Below are 22,898 nucleotides of genomic sequence, written 5' to 3' on the forward strand. Positions count from 1 at the left end.
ACTTTTATTATTGAAAGAAAAAGGTATGGGCGTGCAGAGGAAATTTGCACGCTTTCACTGTTACAGAATAAAGAGGCAAATATGAGCGTTACTGCTGCACAAGTAAAAGAACTTCGGGAATTATCGGGCGCCGGTATGATGGACTGTAAAGCTGCTTTAGCAGAAACCAATGGTGATATGGAAGCTGCTGTTGATTGGCTTCGTAAAAAAGGAATAGCTAAAGCAGATAAAAAGGCTGGTCGTACGGCAGCTGAGGGATTAATTGGAGTCGTATCAAAAGATTCACATGCAGTTTTGGTTGAGATTAATTCTGAAACAGATTTTGTTGCACGTAATGATGGATTTCAAGATATCGTGCGCAACGTAGCAACTGCTGCCTTGGATACGCCAGGTGATGTTGAATCTGTTGCTGTTTCTCTTTATCCAGGCTCCGAGAAGACTGTAGAACTGACGATTAAAGATGCAATTGGTACTATTGGCGAAAACATGACATTTCGTCGTTCTGCTAAATTGTCTGTTGAGAATGGTGTTGTGGCGACTTATATACACAACAGTGTGGCTGATGGGCTTGGAAAACTTGGTGTTTTGGTTGCAATTGAGACAACGGGAAATAAAGAAGCCGCTTTTGCTTTTGGGCGGCAGGTTGCCATGCATATTGCGGCAACCAATCCATTAGCGCTTACAGCACAAGATGTTGATGCTAGTGCTGTTGAACGTGAAAAAGCAATTTTCTCAGATCAAGCACGTCAGTCTGGAAAACCAGAAAATATTATTGAAAAAATGGTAGAAGGACGTATGCGTAAGTTTTTTGAAGAGGTTGTTTTACTTTCTCAAGCTTTTGTTATGAATCCTGATCTGACCGTTGAAGCAGCCTTAAAGGATGCTGAGAAATCAATTGGTGCCCCAGCAAAAATTACAGGCTTTATTCGTTTTGCACTGGGTGAAGGTGTGGAAAAAGAGGAATCTGATTTTGCTGCAGAGGTTGCGGCAGCTGCAAAAGGCTAATTATTGCAAACTCTTGATCAGAGATTTAAAGTCATTATTGGTTTTAAAGGTCTTTGATTAAAACAATATAATTGTTTGAGAGGGCGTCACGTGAAAGAAGTGGTGCCCTTCGTGGTGTCAAAAGCAAAAAGACAATGTGCTTTTGGGGAGATTATGAATGGCATTAGCACTTCCGTATAAACGTATTCTTTTAAAGGCTTCTGGTGAAGCTCTTATGGGGGGGCAAAATTTTGGCATTGATGTTTCTGTTGTTGACCGTATTGCTGCTGATATTGCAGAAGTGCGGGCAATGGGGATAGAAGTTGCAGTTGTTATCGGTGGGGGAAATATTTTTCGTGGTGTTGCTGTTGCTTCGCATGGAGGGGATCGTGTGACGGGTGATCATATGGGAATGCTTGCAACGGCTATTAATTCTTTAGCATTGCGAACATCATTAACAAAATTAGGGGTCGAAGCCGTTGTACTTTCTGCGATTGCTATGCCGCAAATTTGTGAAAGTTTCTCACAACGTAAAGCAATAGCTTATATGAATCAGGGCAAAGTTGTTATTTTTGCAGGCGGTACAGGAAATCCATTTTTTACCACTGATTCTGCCGCGACTTTACGTGCAGCGGAAATCGGTGCAGATGTCCTTCTTAAAGGAACACAAGTTGATGGTATTTATTCAGCAGATCCCAAATTAGATCCTACGGCTAAGCGTTTTGATCAATTAACGCATGTTGAAATTTTACAATGGGGATTATCGGTGATGGATTCAACCGCGGTTACTTTAGCCCGTGAGAACAATGTACCGATTATAGTGTATTCCATTCATGAAAAAGGTGGTTTGGCTAAGGTCTTGAATGGAACTGGACGCTTTACAATAGTATCGGAATAAAGGTAATCTTCAAAAGATAATTGAAGGAGGCATAAATATGAATATTACATCAATTATGGATGATTTAAAACGTCGTATGGATGGTGCTATTACGGCTTTTAAACATGAATTGGGTGGTTTGCGGACAGGACGGGCATCGGCCAGTTTATTAGAACCGTTGACTGTTGAATCTTATGGTTCTGTTGTGCACATCAATCAGGTTGCTAATATTTCTGTTCCCGAACCTCGGATGCTTTCTGTTTCTGTATGGGATAAAACGATGGTAGGGGCTGTCGAGCGTGCTATCCGTGATTCTGGTCTTGGTTTGAATCCCATAACCGATGGTACAAATTTACGTATTCCTTTACCTGAGTTGAACGAAGAGCGTCGTAAAGAACTTGTAAAAATTGCGCATCACTATGCAGAGCAAGCGCGTGTTGCTACGCGTCATGTTCGGCGGGATGGTATGGACAATTTGAAAAAATTAGAAAAAGATGGTGAAATCGGAAAAGATGAGGCCCATAATTTATCTGAAAAAGTTCAAAAACTCACAGATGAAACTATTGCTGATATTGATAAAATTTTAGCCGTGAAAGAATCTGAGATTATGCACGTTTAGGAGCGTTTTTCATTAAAAAAAGATATTATACGCCCAGTGTGTAAATTATTTTTATAGATAAGAACAGGGGAGTATACGCATTATGATAGCAAGGGATGATGTAGGAGGGCATTTTATCATCTTTATAGGAGAAAGATTGCATTTAGCAAAGGCTGCTTCTTTTATTCTTTAACCTGTGCAGTGATCATACCCTTTTCTGGAAAATACTCTTAACAGTCTGGTGAGATTTTTTGTTCGGTATGCCTTTGTTAAACTGCATGATAAAAAGCATTATTTAAAGACTACTTCAATATTCTAAGATGGGGTTGGAAAAAAATATAATGCAAAAAATATGTATTGCTCTTACATTCGACTATAAAATATGTGCATAGGCTTGGATCAAGCAGATGTTATGGGGGCTTATTTTTTGGGCGAAGCGTTGATAGAGAAGTTTTTAAAAGCAATGAAATTTCAGCTTTAAATAATCGTCATGCTGTTAAGAGGCCGATGTGAATTAATTTATGTAGGGCGTAGATAGCTGCTTTTTTTATTTTATGTTTGAAAAAATATTTAAAAACTTATTTTAGGGTTAGCTTTAATAAGGAAGATTTTTGGAGCTGTTCTCATTGATTATTCGCCTTATAAGCGCTATCTTGGTAAGCGAGATCACTTATGATAAATTATAAGAAAAATTTGTACAAGTGTGCAATAAAAATACTATGTAGGGGATTTTTATTACATCAATTTTAGAGTTTGTCTTGTTTATTTTTATTGTTTGGATGTTGTTTTGTCTAATTTGGTCTATCGTGTTCTGACAGCTTTTGTGTTCGGCGTTATTGCTTTGTATCTAACGTGGTTGGGAGGAAACACCTTTTTTGTATTTGCATGGTGTATTGGTGGTTTTATTCTCTATGAGTGGATGAGTATTACGCAAGAGAAGTGGTGTGTTTTACAAAAAATACTAGCAAGTATTTTTTATTGTCTCTTTGGCTTTTTGTTAGTATCGAGATTATCTGCTTCATTGGTTTTTGGTGTTTTAATTTTTTTGGCGGTGGTACTGGCTATTCTCTCTATAAAAAAGAGTAGTTGGGTATTTTGTGGTTTTTTATATGCATCTCTTCCTGTTGCGGCTTTATGCTTTTTACGGGATCATGAGGTGTTGGGGTTCCAAGTTGTTATTTTTTTATTTACGATAGTGTGGGGAACCGATATTGGTGGATATTTTATCGGACGTGCATTAGGGGGGCCTAAATTAGCACCACAATTTTCTCCTAATAAAACATGGTCAGGAGCACTTGGAGGTACATTTTTCGGTGTTTTGGGTGGTATATGGGTTGCTTTTGGATTTTTTGATATAAATTTAGCAAGTTTTTTTGTGCCACTCCTTACACTCATTTTGTCGATTGTTTCACAATTAAGTGATTTAGGGCAATCATGGCTTAAAAGACGGTTTTCTGTTAAAGATTCCAGTTCGTTATTGCCTGGACACGGTGGATTTATGGATCGTATGGATGGGCTGGTAGGAGCGGCTTGTCTTCTTTATTTAATTGGTTCTTTTATGTCTGATATGGACACACCTTTTAATCTTTTTAGCATGGCTTAATGGGGAGAAGGTATTTTGGGATTTTTAAATCATATGGTCACTATGGGTGACTTTCTTTTAAGAAGTTTGAGTATTCTTTTCATCGTTATGATTATTATTTTTGTGCACGAACTTGGGCATTATCTCATTGGGCGGTGGTGTGGTATTAAGGCTTTGGTTTTTTCACTTGGGTTTGGGCCACAAGTTGCTAGTTACACAGATAAATATGGCACGAAGTGGCGCTTAGCGCTTATTCCCTTAGGTGGTTATGTAAAATTTGTTGGTGATGAGGAAAAAGTCGATACGGTATCATCCCAATCATCTCGGGTTATTGAGGGTTCATTTGCTGATGCACATGCTTGGAAAAAAGCAGCAACAGTTTTTGCGGGTCCTTTTTTTAATGCTCTTTTTACCGTTGTCATTCTAACATTTTTTTTCTTCATTTATGGTCGTGCCATCATTGAACCCGTTGTTGGTTCTTTGGTAAAAGATAGCCCTGCTGTTCAGTCCGGTTTGGCGTTAGGGGACCGTTTTATTGAAATGGATGGTCAACGGGTTGAAGATTTTAGAGATTTGATGAATTATGTGGCTCTTCATGGGAAAAAACCGATAGAGTTTAAAATAGAACGCATGGGGCGAGAGTTTACAACGATCATTACCCCGAATGTCGTTGAGCGGGATGATGGATTTGGTAATCGAACGCAACGTGCTATGATAGGTGTGGGAGGACCTGTCGATTTAGATAATCCTACACGTTTAGATCCAGCTTATATAAAGCATGTTCGCTATGATTTTATAAAGGCTGCAAAAGAAGCATCAAACCGTACAGTGTTTATTGTTACTCAAACTGCTCTTTTTATGAGTCGTTTAATCGGGGGGAAAGAAGATCGTTGTCAACTAAGTGGGCCTTCTAAAACCGTTAAAATTGCTTGGAAAGTAAGCGAGACAGGTTTTATCTCTTTGTTGAATTTAGCCGCTGTTCTTTCAATAAGTGTTGGGCTTATTAACCTTTTTCCGATTCTACCGCTTGATGGTGGGCACCTTTTATTTCATGTCATTGAAGTCATTACTGGGAGGAAGATATCCGCTAAAATTCAGGGGGTTGTTTTTCGTTTAGGTTTTTCTTTTCTTTTATTTTTTATAATTTTTGTCTTTTTAAATGATTATTTTTGTTGGTTTCTCTAATTAAACTATGGAAAAGACTTTATAAATTGGGTAATAATAGCAAAAATAAATTGAAGGTTGTTTACCATGTCTGCAAAATGTTGTGGCGTTGTGTATTATAATGGGTAATTAAGGGATAAAAAGTCTCGCAGTAAAAAGGTTGTTATGGCATAGCTTTTTAAGGCATCATGTCTAAGGAACAAGAGTAAGGTAAAAAAGGCCAATGACTACGAATTCAAAGTTTTTAAATGCAGCATCTGTGTTGGTGTTAAAGATGGGAATGATTGCCCCAGCAGCGGTCTTTATGTCAATTGCTGCGGTTGGAGAAATGCAAGCATCTGTAGTTCGTTATATTGAGGTTCGTGGGAATAAATTTGTAAGTTCTCAAGCGATTCGGGACAATATGGGTATTAAGGCTGGACAAGGGGTTTCCAGAGGTGATGTTGATCATGCTGTAAAGAATCTTTTCGCATTAGGTTTATTTTATGATGTTAAAATAAATCAAGTAGGTAATAAATTGGTTGTATTCGTAAAAGAATATGAGGTTGTCAATCAAGTATTATTTCAGGGAAATAAATCTTTTAAAGACCCAGATCTTAAACGGTTTATTTCTTTGAAGCCGAATGAGTCTTTTAACTCTGCCAAGCTTTCTGCTGATATAAATACAATTCGTGAGGCTTATAAAACTCTTGGTCGTAATAATGTCACGGTTAACGTTCAAACGATTAATCTTGGAAAAGGGCGTGTTAATGTAGTATTTAATGTTGTTGAAGGACGAAAAACAAAGATTGGTAATATCACTTTTAGGGGAAATAATGTCTTTGCAAGTCGTCGTTTGCGTGATGTGATTTCAACAAGATCTTCAGGAATTTTTTCGAAGTTGTTGGGAGGTGATGTCTATAGCGAAGAGCGTCTTGCTGCTGATGAAGAAGCTTTACGTCGCTTTTATTATAATCGTGGTTATGCAGATTTTCGTGTTGTTTCTTCTAAAGCGACTTTTGATGCTGCAAGCAATACATATCAAATTTCTTTCCTTCTTGATGAAGGTCCGTGCTATAAAATTAGTGATATTCAGGTTGAAAGTGATGTTGATGGAATTGACATTCAATCTGTGAAAAGCAAGCTTAAAACCCAGCCAGGTAATGTTTATAGTGCAGAGGATATTGAACGGTCTGTCGCAATTATTAATAATAAGGTTGCTGATTCTGGATATGCTTTTGCTAAAGTTGAGCCACGGGGAAACCGTAATTTGGCAAATCATACAATTTCAATTTTATATAATATTGAACAAGGTACACGTGCTTATATTCAACGTATTGATATTCGTGGCAATGAGAAAACCCGTGATTACGTCATTCGCCGTGAGCTTGATTTGAATGAAGGAGATGCCTACAATCAGACTTTATTACAACGAGCAAAACGTCGTCTAGAAAGTTTAGGTTTCTTCAAAGCTGTTAATATTTCAATGGTTCCCACCGATCAATCTGATCAGGTTGTTTTGGTGATAGATGTGGTTGAAGCTTCAACAGGAGATCTCTCTCTTTCTGGGGGGTATACAACGGGAGGTACAAGCCCTGGTATGTCACTTGAAGTTTCAGTTACAGAGCGTAATCTTGGAGGACGTGGGCAGTATGTTCGTTTAGGGTTAGGAGCAGGGCAAGAAAAATCCCGTAATTATAATTTATCATTTGTTGATCCTTATTTCTTAGGGTACCGTTTATCTGCTGGTATTGATGTTTTTCGTAGTACTTATCGCGCTGATAAAGCCTATGATGTACGACAGACAGGGGGATCATTACGGTTTGCGTTACCTATTAATAATCAATTATCTGCGAATGTTGCGTATTCTTATGTACAGGAAGAATATGATTTTGGCGGGGAGTATGATTTTGACAAAGAGAGTGATATAATAGAATTATATGGGAAATATTCTGGTGCGATTGTTCAAGCTGCAAAGAACAGCCCGTGGAAACGTTCATCAATTAGTTATGGTTTAACCTATAATACGATTGACGATATGAGAAATCCCCATGATGGGTGGTACGTGCATCTTCTTCAGGAATATGCAGGGCTTGGCGGAAATGCAAAGTTTTTGAAGACCACGGGTAAGGCGATGATGTACAAGACTCTTTCTGATCAGAGAGATATTGTTGGTTTGCTTTCCTTTGGCGGTGGTTATATCCATGGCATAGGCAAAGAAGGTATGCGTATTTTCGATATGTTTAAAGCCAATACTGATATGATCCGAGGGTTCAAATACAATGGGATAGGTCCACGTCAGATTTCCAATAAAGGTGAAGTTTATTTCTTAGGGGGAACAACATATTTGAATGCGACTGCTGAGGTGCAGTTTCCTATTCCTGTTGTGCCTGAAGGGTTTGGATTACGCGGTGCTTTATTTGCGGATATTGCTACGCTTTATGGCAATAATTATAAAGCCGTTTTTAGTGGGGAACCACCTGTTACCAATACCAAAAGCGCTTGGCGTTCATCTGCGGGTGTGAGTTTGATGTGGGATTCTCCGTTTGGTCCTTTGCGTTTTGATTATGCTTGGCCAATAACAAAGCAGGAAGGAGATCGTTTACAGCAATTGAATTTTGGTATTTCTACGAAGTTCTAACTTGAGTGCTTTAAAGAAGGAAGAACTTGAAGAGAATAGCTTAGGCTGGGAGAGAAAGTGTTTTGATGGCGGATACATTTTTTTTTACGCCGTCCCAGCAATTAACAGTTGCAAATGTTGCTGAGTTGACGGGTGCAAAGCTTCTTAATCCAGAATTTTCTCATAAAGTTATCAATACTCTTTCTTCGCTTGACAGTGCTGTAGAAGGCTCCCTTGTTTTTGTAGAGCATCGAAAGTTTTCTGATGCTTTACTGGGCAGTTCTGCTGCTGCTGTTTTTTGTACGAATGAGATTGTTTGTAAAGTTCCTGAAACGATGGCAATTTTAGTGACATCCACACCGCAGCGGGATTTTGCTCAGATTGGTCGTATTTTGTTTCCTGATTCTGTCAAGCCAATGCCTTGGTTGGGAAAGAAAGAGATTTCACCACATGCGCATATTCATCCAACGGCTAAGTTTGCCAGTGATGTGTGTATTGAAGCGGGAGCTGTTATTGGTAGAAATGTTGAGATCGGTTCAGGAACTTTGGTTTCATCCACAGCTGTTATTGGTGAAAATTGCCGTATTGGACGTGACTGCTATATTGCTCCTAAAGTAACCGTTCAATGTTCTTTAATAGGCGATAGGGTTCAGCTTTATCCTGGCGTTTGCATTGGACAAGATGGGTTTGGTTATGTTGGAGGGAGCTCTGGAATCGAGAAAATCCCACAACTTGGTCGCGTTATTATTGAGGATGATGTAGAAATTGGTGCGAACACAACGATTGATCGCGGGACATTTCAAGATACTGTTATTGGAGAAGGAAGCAAGATTGATAATCTTGTACAAATTGCTCACAATGTAAAAATTGGCCGTTATTGCCTTATTGCTGCTCAATGTGGAATCGCAGGAAGTACATCGATAGGGGATATGTCTCAGCTTGGTGGAAGTGTTGGGCTAGCTGATCATATTGTTATAGGTAAATGTGTTCAGATTGCAGCGCGTAGTGGTGTTATGAATGACATTCCGGATGGTGAAAAATGGGGAGGTAGTCCAGCGCGACCATTTAAACAATGGTTTCGTGAAGTAGCGACGTTACGCAGTATGGGAAAAATTAAAAAGGAGAAAAGCTGATATGATCAGCACTGAAGGAGTAAAAAAATTAGAGGCTGTTGATATTGAGAAACTGCTATCGATATTACCGCACCGTTATCCGTTTTTATTAATCGATCGTATCGTTGATATTGATGGTGAACAAGAAGCAATTGGTATTAAAAATATAACGATTAACGAGCCACATTTTACGGGACATTTTCCCGCAAAGCCTGTTATGCCCGGCGTTTTGATTTTAGAAGCTATGGCACAAACAGCAGGAGCAATAGCGCTTTTAAATTTAGGTAATAAACAAACAAATTTAGTTTATCTTATGACGGTTGATAATGCGAAATTTCGTAAGCCGGTTATGCCTGGTGATCAGCTCAAGATTCACGTTCAACTTTTAAAAAAGAGATCTGGCATGAGGCGTTTTTCATGTGTTGCAAAAGTAGAAGATCTCTGCGTCGCTGAAGCAGAAATTGCTGCGATGATTGTTGAAAAAGAATAAACGATATTTGATGGGGATTTAAAAATGTCCGGTACAAAAATCCATCCAACTGCTCTTGTGGAGAAGGGAGCGCAGCTTGGTGAGAATGTACGCGTTGGGCCATTTTGCCATATTAGTTCAGAGGCTGTTATTGGTGATGAATGTAGTTTGACAAGTCATGTTGTAATAATGGGAAAGACAATTTTAGGAGCTAAGAGCAAAGTCTTTTCTCATGCTGTTTTGGGAGCAGAACCGCAAAATAATAAACATAAAGGGGGGGCTACTACTCTTTCTATTGGTAAAAATTGTACGATTCGTGAAGGCGTCACAATGCATAGAGGCTCCGATTCGAGTATGGGAGTGACGGTTGTTGGTGATAATTGCCAATTTTTTTGTTATGTGCATATCGCTCATGATTGTCATGTAGGCAATCATGTAACATTTGCCAATAACGCAATGATTGCTGGTCATGTTACTGTTGGTGATTATGTGATTATCGGTGGGGGTGCTGCTGTTCACCAGTTTGTTCGTGTTGGGCATCATGCATTTATCGGCGGTGTATCTGCACTGGTGGGTGACCTGATTCCTTATGGAACAGCTGTTGGTGTGCAGGCAAAACTTGCAGGACTGAATATTATAGGCATGAAGCGTGCAGGGCTTGAGCGTCAAGATATTCATGCACTCCGTCATGCGGTTGCCATGCTTTTTGATCATAGCAAGCCATTTAAAGAACGTGTCAATGATGTTGCTTCTTTCTATTCTTCTTCTCAGTCAGTTTCTGACGTTGTTAATTTTATTAAAGAAGAAGGAAAGCGTTTTTATTGTACACCAAAATTTGAAGGTGATAGCATAAAAGAACATAAGGATTAAAAATGCCTATTTGGGGTGCCAGAAATGTTCTTTCCGGCCGTACTGCTATTATAGCGGGAAGTGGTGTTTTACCAATTGCTGTTGCGCAGGCTCTTGAAAAGAATGGAGAGAATCCTTTTCTTGTGCTTTTGCGTGGTGAGGCCGATACTGTTCTTTATCGCTATGAGCATTGCGAGCTATCAATTGTAGAGTTAGCGCGACTCGTTAAAATTTTAAAAGAAGCTGGCGTTTATAACGTTGTTTTGGCAGGTGGTGTGAAAAAGCGACCACTTCTTACACAATTGCGATTGGACTGGACAACATTTTTAGCTCTTCCTAAGTTAATCGGAGCTTTGAGGAGAGGGGATGATGCGTTATTAAAAGCCTTTATACGGGTTATTGAAGAGCATGGTTTTTGTGTTATTGGTGCTCACGAAATAGTCTCAGATCTTTTAGCGCCTATAGAATTTAATTTAACAGTACGGCGTGCGACGCAGAAAGAGAAAAAAGATATTCTTTTAGCAGCACAAGCAGCAAAACTTTTAGGTCAATTGGATGTCGGGCAAGCCGTTGTCGTTGTCCAAGGAAGGGTGGTTGCCCTAGAGGGCGCTGAGGGAACTGATAATATGTTGTGGCGTGTTTATGAAATGCGAGAAAGAGGGCAAATCCCCCCTAAAGGTGGTGTTCTTGTTAAATGTGCAAAGCCCCAACAGGATGATCGCGTTGATTTGCCATCGATTGGGCCTGCCACAATAATGAATATTGCAAAGAGTGGTTTATCTGGTATTGCGGTGGAGGCAAATAGAAGTCTAATATTATCAATGAAAACAACAGTAGAAAAAGCCAACAAATATTCTCTATTTATAGAAACATTTGAAAAGTTTGATCATGAATGATGGTTTTTTAAAGATTGCTGTGGTTGCAGGTGAAGAATCTGGTGATTTGCTGGGGGCAGATTTAATTTCTTGTTTATCACAACAAATAGGATGCAACATCCATTTGATGGGTGTTGGGGGCACGCATTTAAAGGCCTTAGGTTTAAAAAGCTTTTTTAATTCTCATGATATTGCTTTAATAGGTTTAAAAGAAGTACTGAAAAAATTACCGTTGTTGTTGCTTCATATTCGCAATTTATCCAAGTTTATCGCGCGAGAACAACCTGATTGTTTAATTATCATTGATAGTCCTGATTTCACGCATCGTGTTGCAAAAAAGGTACGTGCTTTAGCGCCTTCCATTCCGATTATTAAATATATTGCACCAACCGTTTGGGCATGGAGGCCGGAGCGTGCAAAAGCTATGCGCGGCTTTATTGATCATATTTTAGCGGTTTTTCCTTTTGAAGAAAAGGTTATGCAGGATTTAGGAGGGCCTACGACCACCTATGTTGGACATCGTCTTTTGACATATCCTCCCCTTTTGAGAATTCAGTCAGAAAAAAAGCACCAAGTAGAACAAAGAAATTTGTGTAATCAACAAACATCATCGCCTACATTAGTGATTTTGCCAGGGTCACGCAATTTAGAGATTCGTTCTTTAATGCCTATTTTTCGAGAAACAATAGAGATTCTTGTACAACGTATTCCTCATTTACAGATTATTTTACCAACTTTACCCCATTTGGTGGATAGAATTCGTGACTTTGTGCAGGGCTGGAAAAGTAAAATAGAAATTGTTGTTGGTGAAGATGAAAAATGGCGTGCTTTTGCGCAAGCAGATGTTGCTCTTGCAGCTCATGGAACGGTTTCTCTTGAATTAGCATTAGCAAAAATTCCTACGGTTCTATGCTATAAACTTGATTATTTTTCTAGACTATTCATTTTTCCTAAAATGATGTTATGGAGTGCTGCTCTTCCAAATATTATTGCTGATAGACCTATTGTTCCGGAGTATTTGAATGAATTAATCCGTCCTGGTATGTTAGCAAGACAGTTAGAACAACTTTTATCTAATCCTTTATTGCGTCAAGCTCAACTCGATGCTTTTGAGGAGGTGGAACAGAAAATGAAAATTGAAGTCCCATCGGGAATTGTCGGTGCACAAAAAATTATCACTCTTTTAAAAAACAGAACTGAAATTATATAAATAAAGCAATATGTTGATGATTAATGTTTAATTTTAGCAAGAAAATCACACGCACGTTGGCTTTGAGGGTTGGTAAAAAATGTGTCCGAGTCTGTATCTTCAACAATTTTTCCATTTTCTAAAAAGAGTATTCTCTCTGAGACTTTACGGGCAAAACCCATTTCATGGGTAACACAAAGCATTGTAATCCCTGTATCGGCCAATCGAGCCATGACTTCCAAAACTTCCCCTACACTTTCTGGATCAAGAGCTGAGGTAGGTTCATCAAAAAGCATGACTTCAGGTTCCATACAAAGTGCACGGGCAATTGCAACACGTTGTTGTTGTCCACCAGAAAGTTGTAAAGGATATTTTTCACAGTATTTTTCAATACCGACATGCGTTAAGTAACGAATTGCCTGTTCTTTTGCTTGTTGTTTGGAAAGTCCTTGAACCGTCATAGGAGCTAAAATACAATTCTGTATAACGCTCATGTGAGGAAATAAATTAAAGTTCTGAAAAACCATTCCTATCTTTCGAAGAACATTTTTTTGCTGTGGTATAGGAGCGGTGTTGATGTCAACGTTATGGATACAGATTGAACCTTTTTGTGCTTGTTCTAATTGGTTAATACAACGAATTAATGTTGATTTTCCTGATCCGGATGGACCACAAATAACGATATGTTCACCAGCTTGAACATCAAAATTGATATCATGAAGGACCTGAAAGTCTCCATACCATTTATTGAGGTTACGGATGGATATCACAGGGTTTTGACTAGGAGAGATCAATAGATTATTTTTTAAATTCATCTTTTTTATTCTTTCATTGATGAATAAATTGATTAATTCATCATTTGGATTTGGTAAAATTTTTTATGATCATGTTATTTTATCGTAAATATCGAGTGAGGTGATGTTCGATAAAAACAATAAAACGATGAATAAGTTCAACCATAAAAAGATAGATAAGAGCAGCCCAAACGTAAACTTGAAAATCGAATGTACGTGAATAAGTGAGTTTAGCAATCCCCATTAAGTCATAAACAGTAATAAGTGAGGCAATGGCACTGGATTTAATCATTAAAATCAACTCATTTCCTAAAGGACGTAATGCTACAATCATTGCTTGTGGAAGAATAATTCTAAAAAATGTGACAGAGTTGCTCAGACCTAAAGCTTTTGATGCTTCACGCTGCCCAGTTTGTACGGATAGAAAACTCCCTTTAAAGATCTCAGATTGATAGGCAGCAGAATTAAGTGTGAAAATAAAAAGACAACAATACCACGCACTTTGAAAAAACCACCATAGACCAGTCTGTTGCCAAAAATTGTTCATTGAACCAAGTCCATAATAAAAAAGGAAGAGTTGGGCTAACAAAGGAGAGCCACGGAAAAAATAGACATAAGCATTGGCAAGGTATTGTAAAAATTTATTTTTTGATAAACGTGCAAAAGCGAGAAGCATACCAAGAAAAAAACCAAGAGAACAAGAAATAGAAACAAGCTCAATAGTAACAATAAAGCCATCAATAAATTTTGGCCCATAACGGCTTAAAAGGCTAGGATTAAAAAGAAAATAAAGCCACTCAGGAATCATTAACTTAGCACCTTTTTATAGCCCATTTGAGTGTATGCTTCCAAACGGTGTAAGATTACAGTAAAAAACGCTGAAAAAAATAAATAAAGTAAGCACGCTACAAGATAAAATAGCATGGGTTCATTCGTTGCAGCGACAGCTAAATTTGTTTGTCGCATAAGGTCAACAAGCGCGATGGTTGAAACGAGGGACGTATCTTTCAGTAAAGTAAGCCAATTATTAGAAAGTCCTGGTAAGGCATTTCGGATTAGCTGAGGGAAGACAATACGGAAAAATGTGGTTGACCGCGAAAGGCCTAAAGCTTTAGCCGCTTCATATTGACCTTTATCAAAAATATTAAATGCTCCAAGCCAAACTTCACAAGAAAAGGCAGCAAGAACCATACTGAGTGCAAGAACACCCGCAATAAAAGCATTAATACTGAACATAACTTCAAGATTAAAATAGTCAAAGGCATTTTGAATAAGGCTTTGTAATCCATAGTATACTAAAAATAAGGTTAAAAGCTCTGGTAGCCCACGAAATACCGTTGAAAAGAGACGTGCTATAGTTTTGGCTATCTTAATATTGGATCGAATCATCATTGCATTGAGAAGGCCTAGAGGAAGTCCTAGAAGGCCACAACATAATGCTAATGATAATGTCATTCCTGCACTAGAAAGTATAACCATCCCCCATCCCCCATTGCTAAAGGATAGCAATGCTAAACTTTCAATCATTTTTGTGTTCCTCATGAAGAGTTAGATAATATTTTTTAGAAATAACTATCGGATTTAATTGAAATATTATAGTGACATTTAATCAATATCGAATGCAAAATATTTTCTCATAATTTTCTCATAAGTTCCATCCAAACGGATTTCTTTTATTGCTTCATTGAACTTATTTTTAAGATCATTATTATTTTTACGCAGTGCAATTGCAACAGGAAATTTTGTTTCCTCTAGGGTTCCTAGGAGGAGGCAACAATCTTTTCCTTCATTTTTAAGCCAATTTAATGCTTGTAATTTATCAACAATAATCACATCAAGTCGATGATTTAAAAGGTCACGGTTCACTTCTACAGTGGAAGGGTAGAATTTTATTTTCACCTCTTTAGAGGCATAATGGTCTTCTGCATAGAAAGCTTGTGTTGTGTTTGATTGCACACCAAGATTTTTTCCTTTAAAGCCTTGTGTCGAGATTTCTTTGATTCCTGAAGTTTTGGTGACGATAACAGCCAGTGCAGTATCGTAGTAAGGGTCTGTAAAGTCAATTTTTTGTAAGCGCTCTTGTGTGAGAGAAAGGGAAGCAACGATAGCATCATATTTTTTTGCAATAAGTCCAGGAATCATTCCCTCGAAGTCTTGCGTGACAATCGTACACTCAATATTCATTTTTTTACAAAGTGCATAAGATATATCAATATCAAGGCCCTGCAACTTGTTATTTGAGTCAATATAACTAAAAGGAGGGTAGGTCCCTTCACTGGCAATTTTCAATATTTTCGCATCAGCCATTTGGGTAAATAGCGCGGCACTTATTATAAGAGCTCCTGCTAATAGTTTCATAATGTTCTCCTATTGGATAAGCAGGCAAATATACAATCGTTAAGTTCTTATAATCTGTAAGCTTTTCTGGAGCAATGCAAAAAAATTATTGGTATTTATTTTAAGCCATAATGCTATATATTTTTGTCAAAAAAATGATTTTTTATATCATTTCATGAGTAAGAACTGAGAGTTTTTCTTGAAAAATAAGGCTATTCAATTTGAACCTAAAAAACAGATTTTGCTAAGATTAAAGATAAAACTCTATTGTTACCCTCAGATTCTATAAAATGTTTAACTCTTGCGGAATAATTAAAAATTAATTTTTTATCAATGTGCGTTTTACTTATAAGAATGCTGAATTCCTAAAGACTTTTTTGCTGAACAAAAATTTAAAATTTGTTTCTTGAAAAGATTCAATTTTAATCTTCATCGAGTGTGAAATATTTTTTCATAATTTTCTCATACGTTCCGTCGGCGCGGATTTCTTCTATTGCTTTATTAAAACTGTTTTTAAGGTCATTATTATTTTTACGCAGTGCAATTGCAACGGGGAATTTTGTTTCTTCTAAAGTTCCAAGAAGCTTACAGCAATCTTTTCCTTCATTTTCAAGCCAATTTAATGCTTTTACTTTATCAAAGATGATGATATCAAGCCGGTGATTTAAAAGATCACGATGAACTTCTGTTGCTGTAGGATAGAGCTTGATATTAGCACCTTCAGAAGCATAGTGATCTTCTGCATAGGCAGCTTGTGTCGTATTTGATTGTACACCAAGATTTTTACCTCTAAAGCTTTTTGTTGAGATGTCTTTAATTTCTGAATTTTTGCTAATAATAACAGCGAGTACCGTATTGTAGTAAGGATCAGTAAAATCAATTTTTTGTAAGCGTTCTTTTGTAGGAGAAAGAGAAGAAACAATGGCATCATATTTTTTGGCGAGAAGGCCAGGAATCATTCCCTCAAAGTCTTGTGTGAGGATAGTACATTCAATATTCATTTTTTCACAAAGGGCATAAGATATATCAATATCAAACCCTTTAAGCTCATTATTGGAGTCGATATAACTAAAGGGAGGATAAGAAGCATCACTTGCAATTTTCAGCGTTTGAGAATTGGCTGACAGGGTCAATAGTGTTGTGCTTATTATAAGAGCTCCTGCTAATAATCTCATTGTGTTCTCCTATTTCAATAAGCGGGCAAGTATAAAACCATCATGAGTTTTTATAATCTGTAAGCTCTTTTGGAGCAATGTAAAAAATTTATTGCTGTTTATTTTAGATTATTATGCTGGATATTATAATCAAAAAATGATTTATTCGTATCCAATATAGGAAAAGAAAGACAAAAAAAGAAGGAAAGTTTTTGTTTATGATAGGATGAGTTTTAATAGTTTCATTTAAATCAATAAGTTATCTTTAAAAGAAAAAATATTGATTTAAATATTAAAGAGAATATAAGTTCTTAACAGTATAAAATATCAAGTATTATATTTCGTATAAAATATTTCGATATTAATAATATAAGAATAATTTTTTAAATGCTTCCTATCTAAAATTATCATTTTGTGTAGAAAATTTTAAGAGTATATTTCATTTTTATTATTATTGTCTTTAAGAAGAATAGGAAGTTTTGGTAGATAAGAACACTTAAGGTGAGTCTTTTTATTTAGGGAAGATAGAGCGTGAAACGCTAATATTGCTCAATCTTAATATATGATTAGTCTTTATTAATACTACGCAATAAATATGCTTATCTAAAGGATAATAAGAATTATAAAATAATTTTTTTTAATTTCTTTTGCTAAATATTTGACTCCTTTCTAAGAAGAGTACTCTCGATTTATTCATCGAGTCACAAGCTAGAACTTTTCCATAAACTTTTATAATGCTGTTATCTTTGTAGAAAGAGTTTAAAAATTAAATTTTACAAAAATTCTTAAAGAATTTGTTTTCGACATTTTCAATAAAGCTTCAGTTTACTGAAGCTTTATTGATTTCTTTCTTTAATTTACACGTTTATCTATAGAAACATAGTCACGCATAGCATGGCCTGTGTAGAGTTGACGAGGGCGACCAATTTTTTGTGCAGGATCTTCAATCATTTCTTTCCATTGTGCTACCCATCCGACACTGCGTGCTAATGCAAAAAGAACAGTAAACATTTCGGTTGGAAAGCCTAAGGCTTTTAAGGTAATACCGGAATAGAAATCAACATTAGGATAAAGCTTTTTCTCAATAAAATATTCATCACTTAAGGCAATTTTTTCAAGTTCTATTGCAATATCCAGAAGCGGATCATCTTGAATGTTGAGTTCTTTTAAAACTTCATGACAGGTTTTTTGCATGATTTTCGCACGGGGGTCATAATTTTTATAGACACGGTGTCCAAAACCCATAAGGCGGAAAGGGTCATTTTTATCTTTTGCACGTGCAATAAATTCAGGAATTCTCTTAATAGAACCTATTTCTTGCAGCATTTTTAGACATGCTTCATTGGCTCCACCATGTGCTGGTCCCCAAAGGCATGCAATACCTGCTGCAATACAAGCAAACGGATTAGCACCCGATGATCCAGCAAGACGAACCGTAGATGTAGAAGCATTTTGTTCATGATCTGCATGAAGAATAAAGATTTGGTCCATCGCCCGTGCAAGCACAGGGTTTACTTTATATTCTTCACAAGGAACAGCAAAGCACATACGAAGGAAATTTGCAGCATAACCAAGATCATTGCTTGGATAAACAAATGCTTGTCCAATACTATATTTATAGGCCATAGCAGCAAGTGTTGGAACTTTTGAGATAAGACGAACAGAAGCGATCATTCTCTGGTGAGGATCTGTAATATCAATAGAGTCGTGATAGAACGCAGACATAGCGCCAAGGCAAGCAACCATGACGGCCATGGGATGCGAGTCACGACGAAAACCGTGGAAGAAGCGTGCAAACTGTTCGTGGACCATGGTATGCTGCATGATACATCGATCAAAGTCATTTTTTTCTTGCTGTGTTGGGAGTTCCCCATGAAGGAGCAGATAACAACTTTCGAGAAAGTCTCCTTTTTCAGCCAATTGGTCGATAGGATATCCACGATAAAGCAATATCCCTTTATCGCCATCAATATAAGTAATTTTTGATTCACAAGAAGCCGTGGAAGTAAAACCAGGGTCATAAGTAAAAGTATTGGTTTTTTTGTAGAGAGAAGCAATTTCTATGACATCAGGTCCACTCGTGCCTTTACGCAGGGGAAGCTCTACTTTTTTATCATTCACAATAATATGCGCGTTATTCTCAGACATTCGGCATTCCTTTCAGATCCTTCTCTTCTAAAAATTAAGACTCTGCTTCATCAGAGTGGAGATGTGTAACTGAAGCTTTTCTTACTTATATTAAAGATAGATTGCATCTAAAAATGAGTACATGCAATCTAAAAATATTTTCTTATTAATCATTATTACTCAATAAACACTGTATTTCAATGATATAACATAAAAAAAATCTTTTAGATCGCGTTGAGATGTCTGTATAGATACACTCAGGATACATCATGGACCTATCGTTGTGATAAGTTGGTCATTGATACGATGAAGAGATTCATCACGTCCCAATAAAATAAGAACATCCAAAACACTAGGCGATGTAGTACATCCTGTAAGAGCTGCACGAAGTGGTTGGGCGATAGAGCCAAATTTAAGATTCTGTGTTTGGATATAAGAGCGAAGAGCTTCATCGAGAACTTTTGTGTCCCAAGAAGGACAAGCTTTCAGAGTAAGATAAAGATCATTTAAAATAGTTCGTCCATTTTTATCTAAGAGCATTTGTGCTTTTTCATCAAGTTGTAATGGTCGTTGCGTAAAAATGAAGGAAGCATTGTCAATCAGTTCGCACAGGTTTTTTGAACGTTCTTTCAAATATGGGATTGCTTTGAAAAATTGAATACGGTGTTGTTCATCAAGTCTTTCAATGATTTGTACTCCCTCATCGGTTTCTGGTAGAATGTCAAGAACCGCATTAAAAAGTTCTTGATCTTTGCTCGTGCGCATATAATGTCCGTTGATGGAATCGAGCTTTTTGAAATCAAAACGAGCAGCACCTTTGTTAATATCTTCAATATCAAACCAAGAAATCATATCTTTAAGTGACATGAGTTCGTCATCACCATGACTCCATCCTAAACGGACAAGGTAATTGCGCAAAGCAGCAGGAAGATATCCCATTTTTCGATAAGCATCAACACCGAGTGCACCATGTCGCTTTGATAATTTTGCACCGTTTTCACCATGGATAAGAGGAATATGGGCCATAACAGGAATATCCCACCCCATTGCTTTAAAGATAATCGTTTGTCGGGCTGCATTGGTTAGGTGATCATCACCACGTATGATATGTGTAACCCCCATATCATGATCATCAACGACAACAGCATGCATGTAGGTAGGCGAGCCATCAGAACGCAAAATAATAAAGTCATCTAAATCTTTGTTAGGAAAACGAACATCTCCTTGAACACGGTCGTGTACAATCGTTTCTCCATCTTCAGGGGCTTTGATGCGAATAACAGGCTTAACGTTTTTAGGCGCTTCAGAAGGATCACGGTCGCGCCAACGTCCATCATAACGAGGTGGGCGTCCTTCTGCACGGGCTTTTTCACGCATTTCAGCTAACTCTTCAGGTGAGGCATAACAATAATATGCTTTACCATTCTTGACCAACTGTTTGGCAATTTGGCGGTGACGTTCTGCACGTTCGAATTGTGAAATAGGGGGACCATCATAACTAAGCCCCATCCAGTGCAAACCATCTATAATAGCTTTTACAGCGGCTTCTGTTGAGCGTTCTCGGTCTGTATCTTCAATGCGTAGAAGCATTTTTCCACCGGTATGTTTTGCATAAAGCCAATTAAAAAGAGCTGTACGAGCGCCACCAATATGAAGGAATCCTGTGGGTGAGGGAGCAAAACGAGTAATAACAGACACGAATATTTTCCTTTAAATTAAGATATTATTTATAGAACTTCATAAAAAGGTTATGTTAGCATAGGTTATGGGGTGTGCAATAGCCGCATTGCGAGTTAAAAGTGGGGGCGGATGTTTCATAAAAGCAAAGTTAAAGAGGGATTATCCGCAAAATCTGTTACAGAAAGAAAAAAGCCGTGTCAAATAGGGCAGAGTGTTTTTTCTAAGTGTAATGATGCTAAGAATAGCCGTTATAATCAACAAAAATTCTTTTTATTGACGCTCTTAAAAGAAGCAATCATTTTTGTTGGGAAATGGTTAGCAGATTGTATCAATAAAGAAGTTTCTTTTGGTATCCTTTTTTCGCTAACTTTATTCTTTTTTTCCCTAGGAATCATTTTTTATTTTCATTTAGAACAGGAGCCAAGTTGGGGACAATTGGGGGTGTTGCTCAGTATTTTGCTGGGAATATTCTATAGTGCACATTTTTATCGAAAAATGTGGATTCCGACGGTTTTTTTGTTTTGTATCGTATTGGGGATTTTGGCTGCCAAAATAGAAACTTGGCGTATTGCAACACCCATGTTAAGCAGTGATATTGTCACTACATTGACGGGGAGAATTGTTTCTATTGAGTTAGGAGCCAAAGGGGGATATCGTTTAGTCTTGGATGTTTTGAATACAGAAAAGCCCATATTACGACATAGTCTTCATCGTGTGCGTCTATCGGCAAGATATTTGCCATCTGGATTAGCAATTGGTGATGGTTTGCATGGAAAAGTTAAGCTTCGTGCGTTCTTAGGGCCGGTACGTCCAGGAGGCTATGATTTTAGTTTTCATAATTATTTTAAAGGAATTGGGGCTCAAGGCGTTTATTTAGGAAAACCAAAAAAAATATCCGTTGCAAAGCCTGATGCAATATTTGCTATCATTTTACAGAAAATTGAAAGTTTACGCACAAAGATAACACAAAGAATCCGATTGAATCTTGAGGGAGAAAAGGGGAGTGTTGCTGCAGCTCTCATAACAGGACACCGTGCAGGCATTTCAAATGAGACAAATGAAGCGCTACGTACGGCTGGATTAGCTCATATTTTATCAATATCAGGTTTACATATGGCTTTATTGAGTGGTATAGTTCTTTTGGGTGTCCGTAGTTTTTTAGCACTTTTTCCAGTTTTTTCTTCCTATTACTCCAGTAAAAAATTTGCTGCTATCGTTGCATTTATGATAACAGCTTTTTATTTGCTTTTGTCGGGCTTAGCAATATCCGCACAAAGAAGTTTTGTGATGATTGCTGTTATGTTGATTGCTATATTGTGTAATCGCTCTGCTGTAACAATGCGTAATTTTTCTATTGCGGGGTTGATAACTCTAGCGATTAGACCCCATGAAATATTAGGTCCTAGTTTTCAAATGTCCTTTTCAGCAACAGCTGCTTTGATTGCTTTTTTTGATTGGTGGAGTGGACGGTCATTTTTTCGTAAAAGAAAAACATCCCCTTCTTATGTTGGAGGAGAAGTAATCAATGTTACTTTCTTATCGATACTTTCAATATGTGCATCTTCCCTTGTTGCAGGGAGTGCAAGTGGAATTTATGCTGCTTATCATTTTTCTAATACGGCATCTTTGAGTATTTTCAGTAATGCTTTCGCTTTGCCTATCATCTCAATTTTCGTCATTCCTTTTGGGTTGATGGCAGTTTTTGCAATGTTAGGAGGATTTGAATGGCTCCCCCTTCAAATTATGGGGTTTGGTATTGATCTTGTAATAAAGATTGCACAGACTATCAAGACTATTTCTCCTGATTTAAATCCTGGTTTTATGCCGTTATCCGCGTTAGTTTTATTGAGTATAGGCTTGGTTGGGCTGACTTTTTGCAAAACACCCATCAGACTCTTTTTTAGTCTTTTTATCTTAGCTGGTATATTTATTTGTGTCATGCATTCACCTATACAACTGATTATAGCCGATAATATGCGTCTTGTAGGCGTTATCCATGATAAAAAATTATATATTGATCGTCACCATTATTCTAAGTTTACGACATCCATATGGAAAAAGTCGTTTCGTTTGAATGAGACGATTAAACCCACAAAGTATGGTCCCTCGTTTCACGGACAATTTATTTGTGATCGTCATGTATGTACGTCTTTATTAGAGAATGGATTAAAAGTTATGGTTTTACAGAGAGAAACGGATCAATGTTTAGAGGCAGATATTCTTATTCAGACACGTTTAATGCATAGCAAAACATGCAACAACAAGGCAAAAATAATATTTATGCCTCAACAACTGCAATCAAGAGGAAGCGTTATGATGACGGAAGGTGGAGATATTATTTGGTCTTCACTAGGGTTTTATAGACCATGGAATATGCACAGACAATATTCACAAAAAAAACTATAATTTATCGCATTTTCTCATATCTGGATAATTGACCAAACAAAAGTCAAGAGAAGATTTTTCTGATATATTTTTGCGTTGAAATAGAAAAGATAATTGTTGATT

General features: G+C 37.3%; 19 protein-coding genes. 12 read left to right on the top strand and 7 right to left on the bottom strand.

What is annotated here, in order from left to right:
- Positions 1-81: 81 nt before the first annotated feature.
- From tsf to lpxB, 11 genes are all read left to right on the top strand, one after another.
- On the top strand, positions 82-1,005 hold the full coding sequence (tsf, locus tag AC6ER9_RS07220; protein WP_497074081.1) for a translation elongation factor Ts: 924 nt from the start codon (positions 82-84) through the stop codon (positions 1,003-1,005).
- Between the two features lie 157 nt (positions 1,006-1,162).
- Positions 1,163-1,882, top strand: coding sequence for a UMP kinase (gene pyrH, locus AC6ER9_RS07225; RefSeq protein ID WP_497074082.1), 720 nt, complete (start codon positions 1,163-1,165; stop codon positions 1,880-1,882).
- A gap of 37 nt (positions 1,883-1,919) precedes the next feature.
- Positions 1,920-2,480 carry a ribosome recycling factor gene (gene frr, locus AC6ER9_RS07230; RefSeq protein ID WP_497074083.1) on the top strand — a complete coding sequence of 187 codons (561 nt, stop codon included), beginning with the start codon at positions 1,920-1,922 and terminating at the stop codon, positions 2,478-2,480.
- A 766-nt stretch (positions 2,481-3,246) separates the two neighbouring features.
- The gene (locus AC6ER9_RS07235) at positions 3,247-4,062 is read left to right on the top strand and encodes a phosphatidate cytidylyltransferase (RefSeq protein ID WP_497074084.1); all 816 of its coding nucleotides are present in this window, start codon (positions 3,247-3,249) and stop codon (positions 4,060-4,062) included.
- 15 nt (positions 4,063-4,077) lie between these two features.
- Entirely contained in the window at positions 4,078-5,226 is a 1,149-nt protein-coding gene (locus AC6ER9_RS07240) for a M50 family metallopeptidase (protein WP_497074085.1), read from the top strand.
- Between the two features lie 202 nt (positions 5,227-5,428).
- Entirely contained in the window at positions 5,429-7,825 is a 2,397-nt protein-coding gene (gene bamA / locus AC6ER9_RS07245; RefSeq protein WP_497074086.1) for an outer membrane protein assembly factor BamA, read from the top strand.
- Positions 7,826-7,890: 65 nt separating this feature from the next.
- Positions 7,891-8,937 (top strand): UDP-3-O-(3-hydroxymyristoyl)glucosamine N-acyltransferase, encoded by a 1,047-nt coding sequence (gene lpxD, locus AC6ER9_RS07250; RefSeq protein ID WP_497074087.1) that lies wholly within the window; start codon positions 7,891-7,893, stop codon positions 8,935-8,937.
- A gap of 1 nt (position 8,938) precedes the next feature.
- A complete protein-coding gene (gene fabZ / locus AC6ER9_RS07255) occupies positions 8,939-9,406 on the top strand; it encodes a 3-hydroxyacyl-ACP dehydratase FabZ (protein WP_497074088.1) in 468 nt (155 codons plus the stop codon).
- A gap of 24 nt (positions 9,407-9,430) precedes the next feature.
- A complete protein-coding gene (gene lpxA / locus AC6ER9_RS07260; RefSeq protein WP_497074089.1) occupies positions 9,431-10,255 on the top strand; it encodes an acyl-ACP--UDP-N-acetylglucosamine O-acyltransferase in 825 nt (274 codons plus the stop codon).
- 2 nt (positions 10,256-10,257) lie between these two features.
- Entirely contained in the window at positions 10,258-11,130 is an 873-nt protein-coding gene (locus AC6ER9_RS07265) for an LpxI family protein (protein ID WP_497074090.1), read from the top strand.
- The gene (gene lpxB, locus AC6ER9_RS07270; protein WP_497074091.1) at positions 11,123-12,319 is read left to right on the top strand and encodes a lipid-A-disaccharide synthase; all 1,197 of its coding nucleotides are present in this window, start codon (positions 11,123-11,125) and stop codon (positions 12,317-12,319) included. Before AC6ER9_RS07265 ends, lpxB begins: the two co-directional genes overlap by 8 nt.
- A 20-nt stretch (positions 12,320-12,339) precedes the next feature.
- Here lpxB and AC6ER9_RS07275 read toward each other — a convergent pair whose 3' ends face one another.
- The 7 genes from AC6ER9_RS07275 to gltX form a co-directional block, all read right to left on the bottom strand.
- Positions 12,340-13,113, bottom strand: a complete 774-nt coding sequence (locus AC6ER9_RS07275) for an amino acid ABC transporter ATP-binding protein (RefSeq protein WP_497074092.1) — start codon at positions 13,111-13,113, stop codon at positions 12,340-12,342.
- Between the two features lie 79 nt (positions 13,114-13,192).
- On the bottom strand, positions 13,193-13,900 hold the full coding sequence (locus tag AC6ER9_RS07280; RefSeq protein ID WP_497074093.1) for an ABC transporter permease: 708 nt from the start codon (positions 13,898-13,900) through the stop codon (positions 13,193-13,195).
- Positions 13,900-14,619 carry an ABC transporter permease gene (locus AC6ER9_RS07285; RefSeq protein ID WP_497074094.1) on the bottom strand — a complete coding sequence of 240 codons (720 nt, stop codon included), beginning with the start codon at positions 14,617-14,619 and terminating at the stop codon, positions 13,900-13,902. The genes AC6ER9_RS07280 and AC6ER9_RS07285 overlap by 1 nt, the downstream gene beginning before the upstream one ends.
- Before the next feature lie 78 nt (positions 14,620-14,697).
- Positions 14,698-15,450: a transporter substrate-binding domain-containing protein gene (locus AC6ER9_RS07290; protein ID WP_497074095.1), complete on the bottom strand. Its 753-nt coding sequence runs from the start codon at positions 15,448-15,450 to the stop codon at positions 14,698-14,700.
- A gap of 401 nt (positions 15,451-15,851) precedes the next feature.
- Positions 15,852-16,604 carry a transporter substrate-binding domain-containing protein gene (locus AC6ER9_RS07295; protein ID WP_497074096.1) on the bottom strand — a complete coding sequence of 251 codons (753 nt, stop codon included), beginning with the start codon at positions 16,602-16,604 and terminating at the stop codon, positions 15,852-15,854.
- An 831-nt stretch (positions 16,605-17,435) separates the two neighbouring features.
- Positions 17,436-18,731 carry a citrate synthase gene (gene gltA / locus AC6ER9_RS07300; protein WP_497074097.1) on the bottom strand — a complete coding sequence of 432 codons (1,296 nt, stop codon included), beginning with the start codon at positions 18,729-18,731 and terminating at the stop codon, positions 17,436-17,438.
- Positions 18,732-18,977: 246 nt separating this feature from the next.
- On the bottom strand, positions 18,978-20,408 hold the full coding sequence (gene gltX, locus AC6ER9_RS07305) for a glutamate--tRNA ligase (RefSeq protein ID WP_497074098.1): 1,431 nt from the start codon (positions 20,406-20,408) through the stop codon (positions 18,978-18,980).
- Positions 20,409-20,519: 111 nt separating this feature from the next.
- On the opposite strand from gltX, the gene AC6ER9_RS07310 reads away from it, so the two are divergent.
- The gene (locus tag AC6ER9_RS07310) at positions 20,520-22,796 is read left to right on the top strand and encodes a ComEC/Rec2 family competence protein (RefSeq protein ID WP_497074099.1); all 2,277 of its coding nucleotides are present in this window, start codon (positions 20,520-20,522) and stop codon (positions 22,794-22,796) included.
- Positions 22,797-22,898: the final 102 nt, after the last annotated feature.

The organism is Bartonella sp. SL317 (assembly GCF_059687655.1).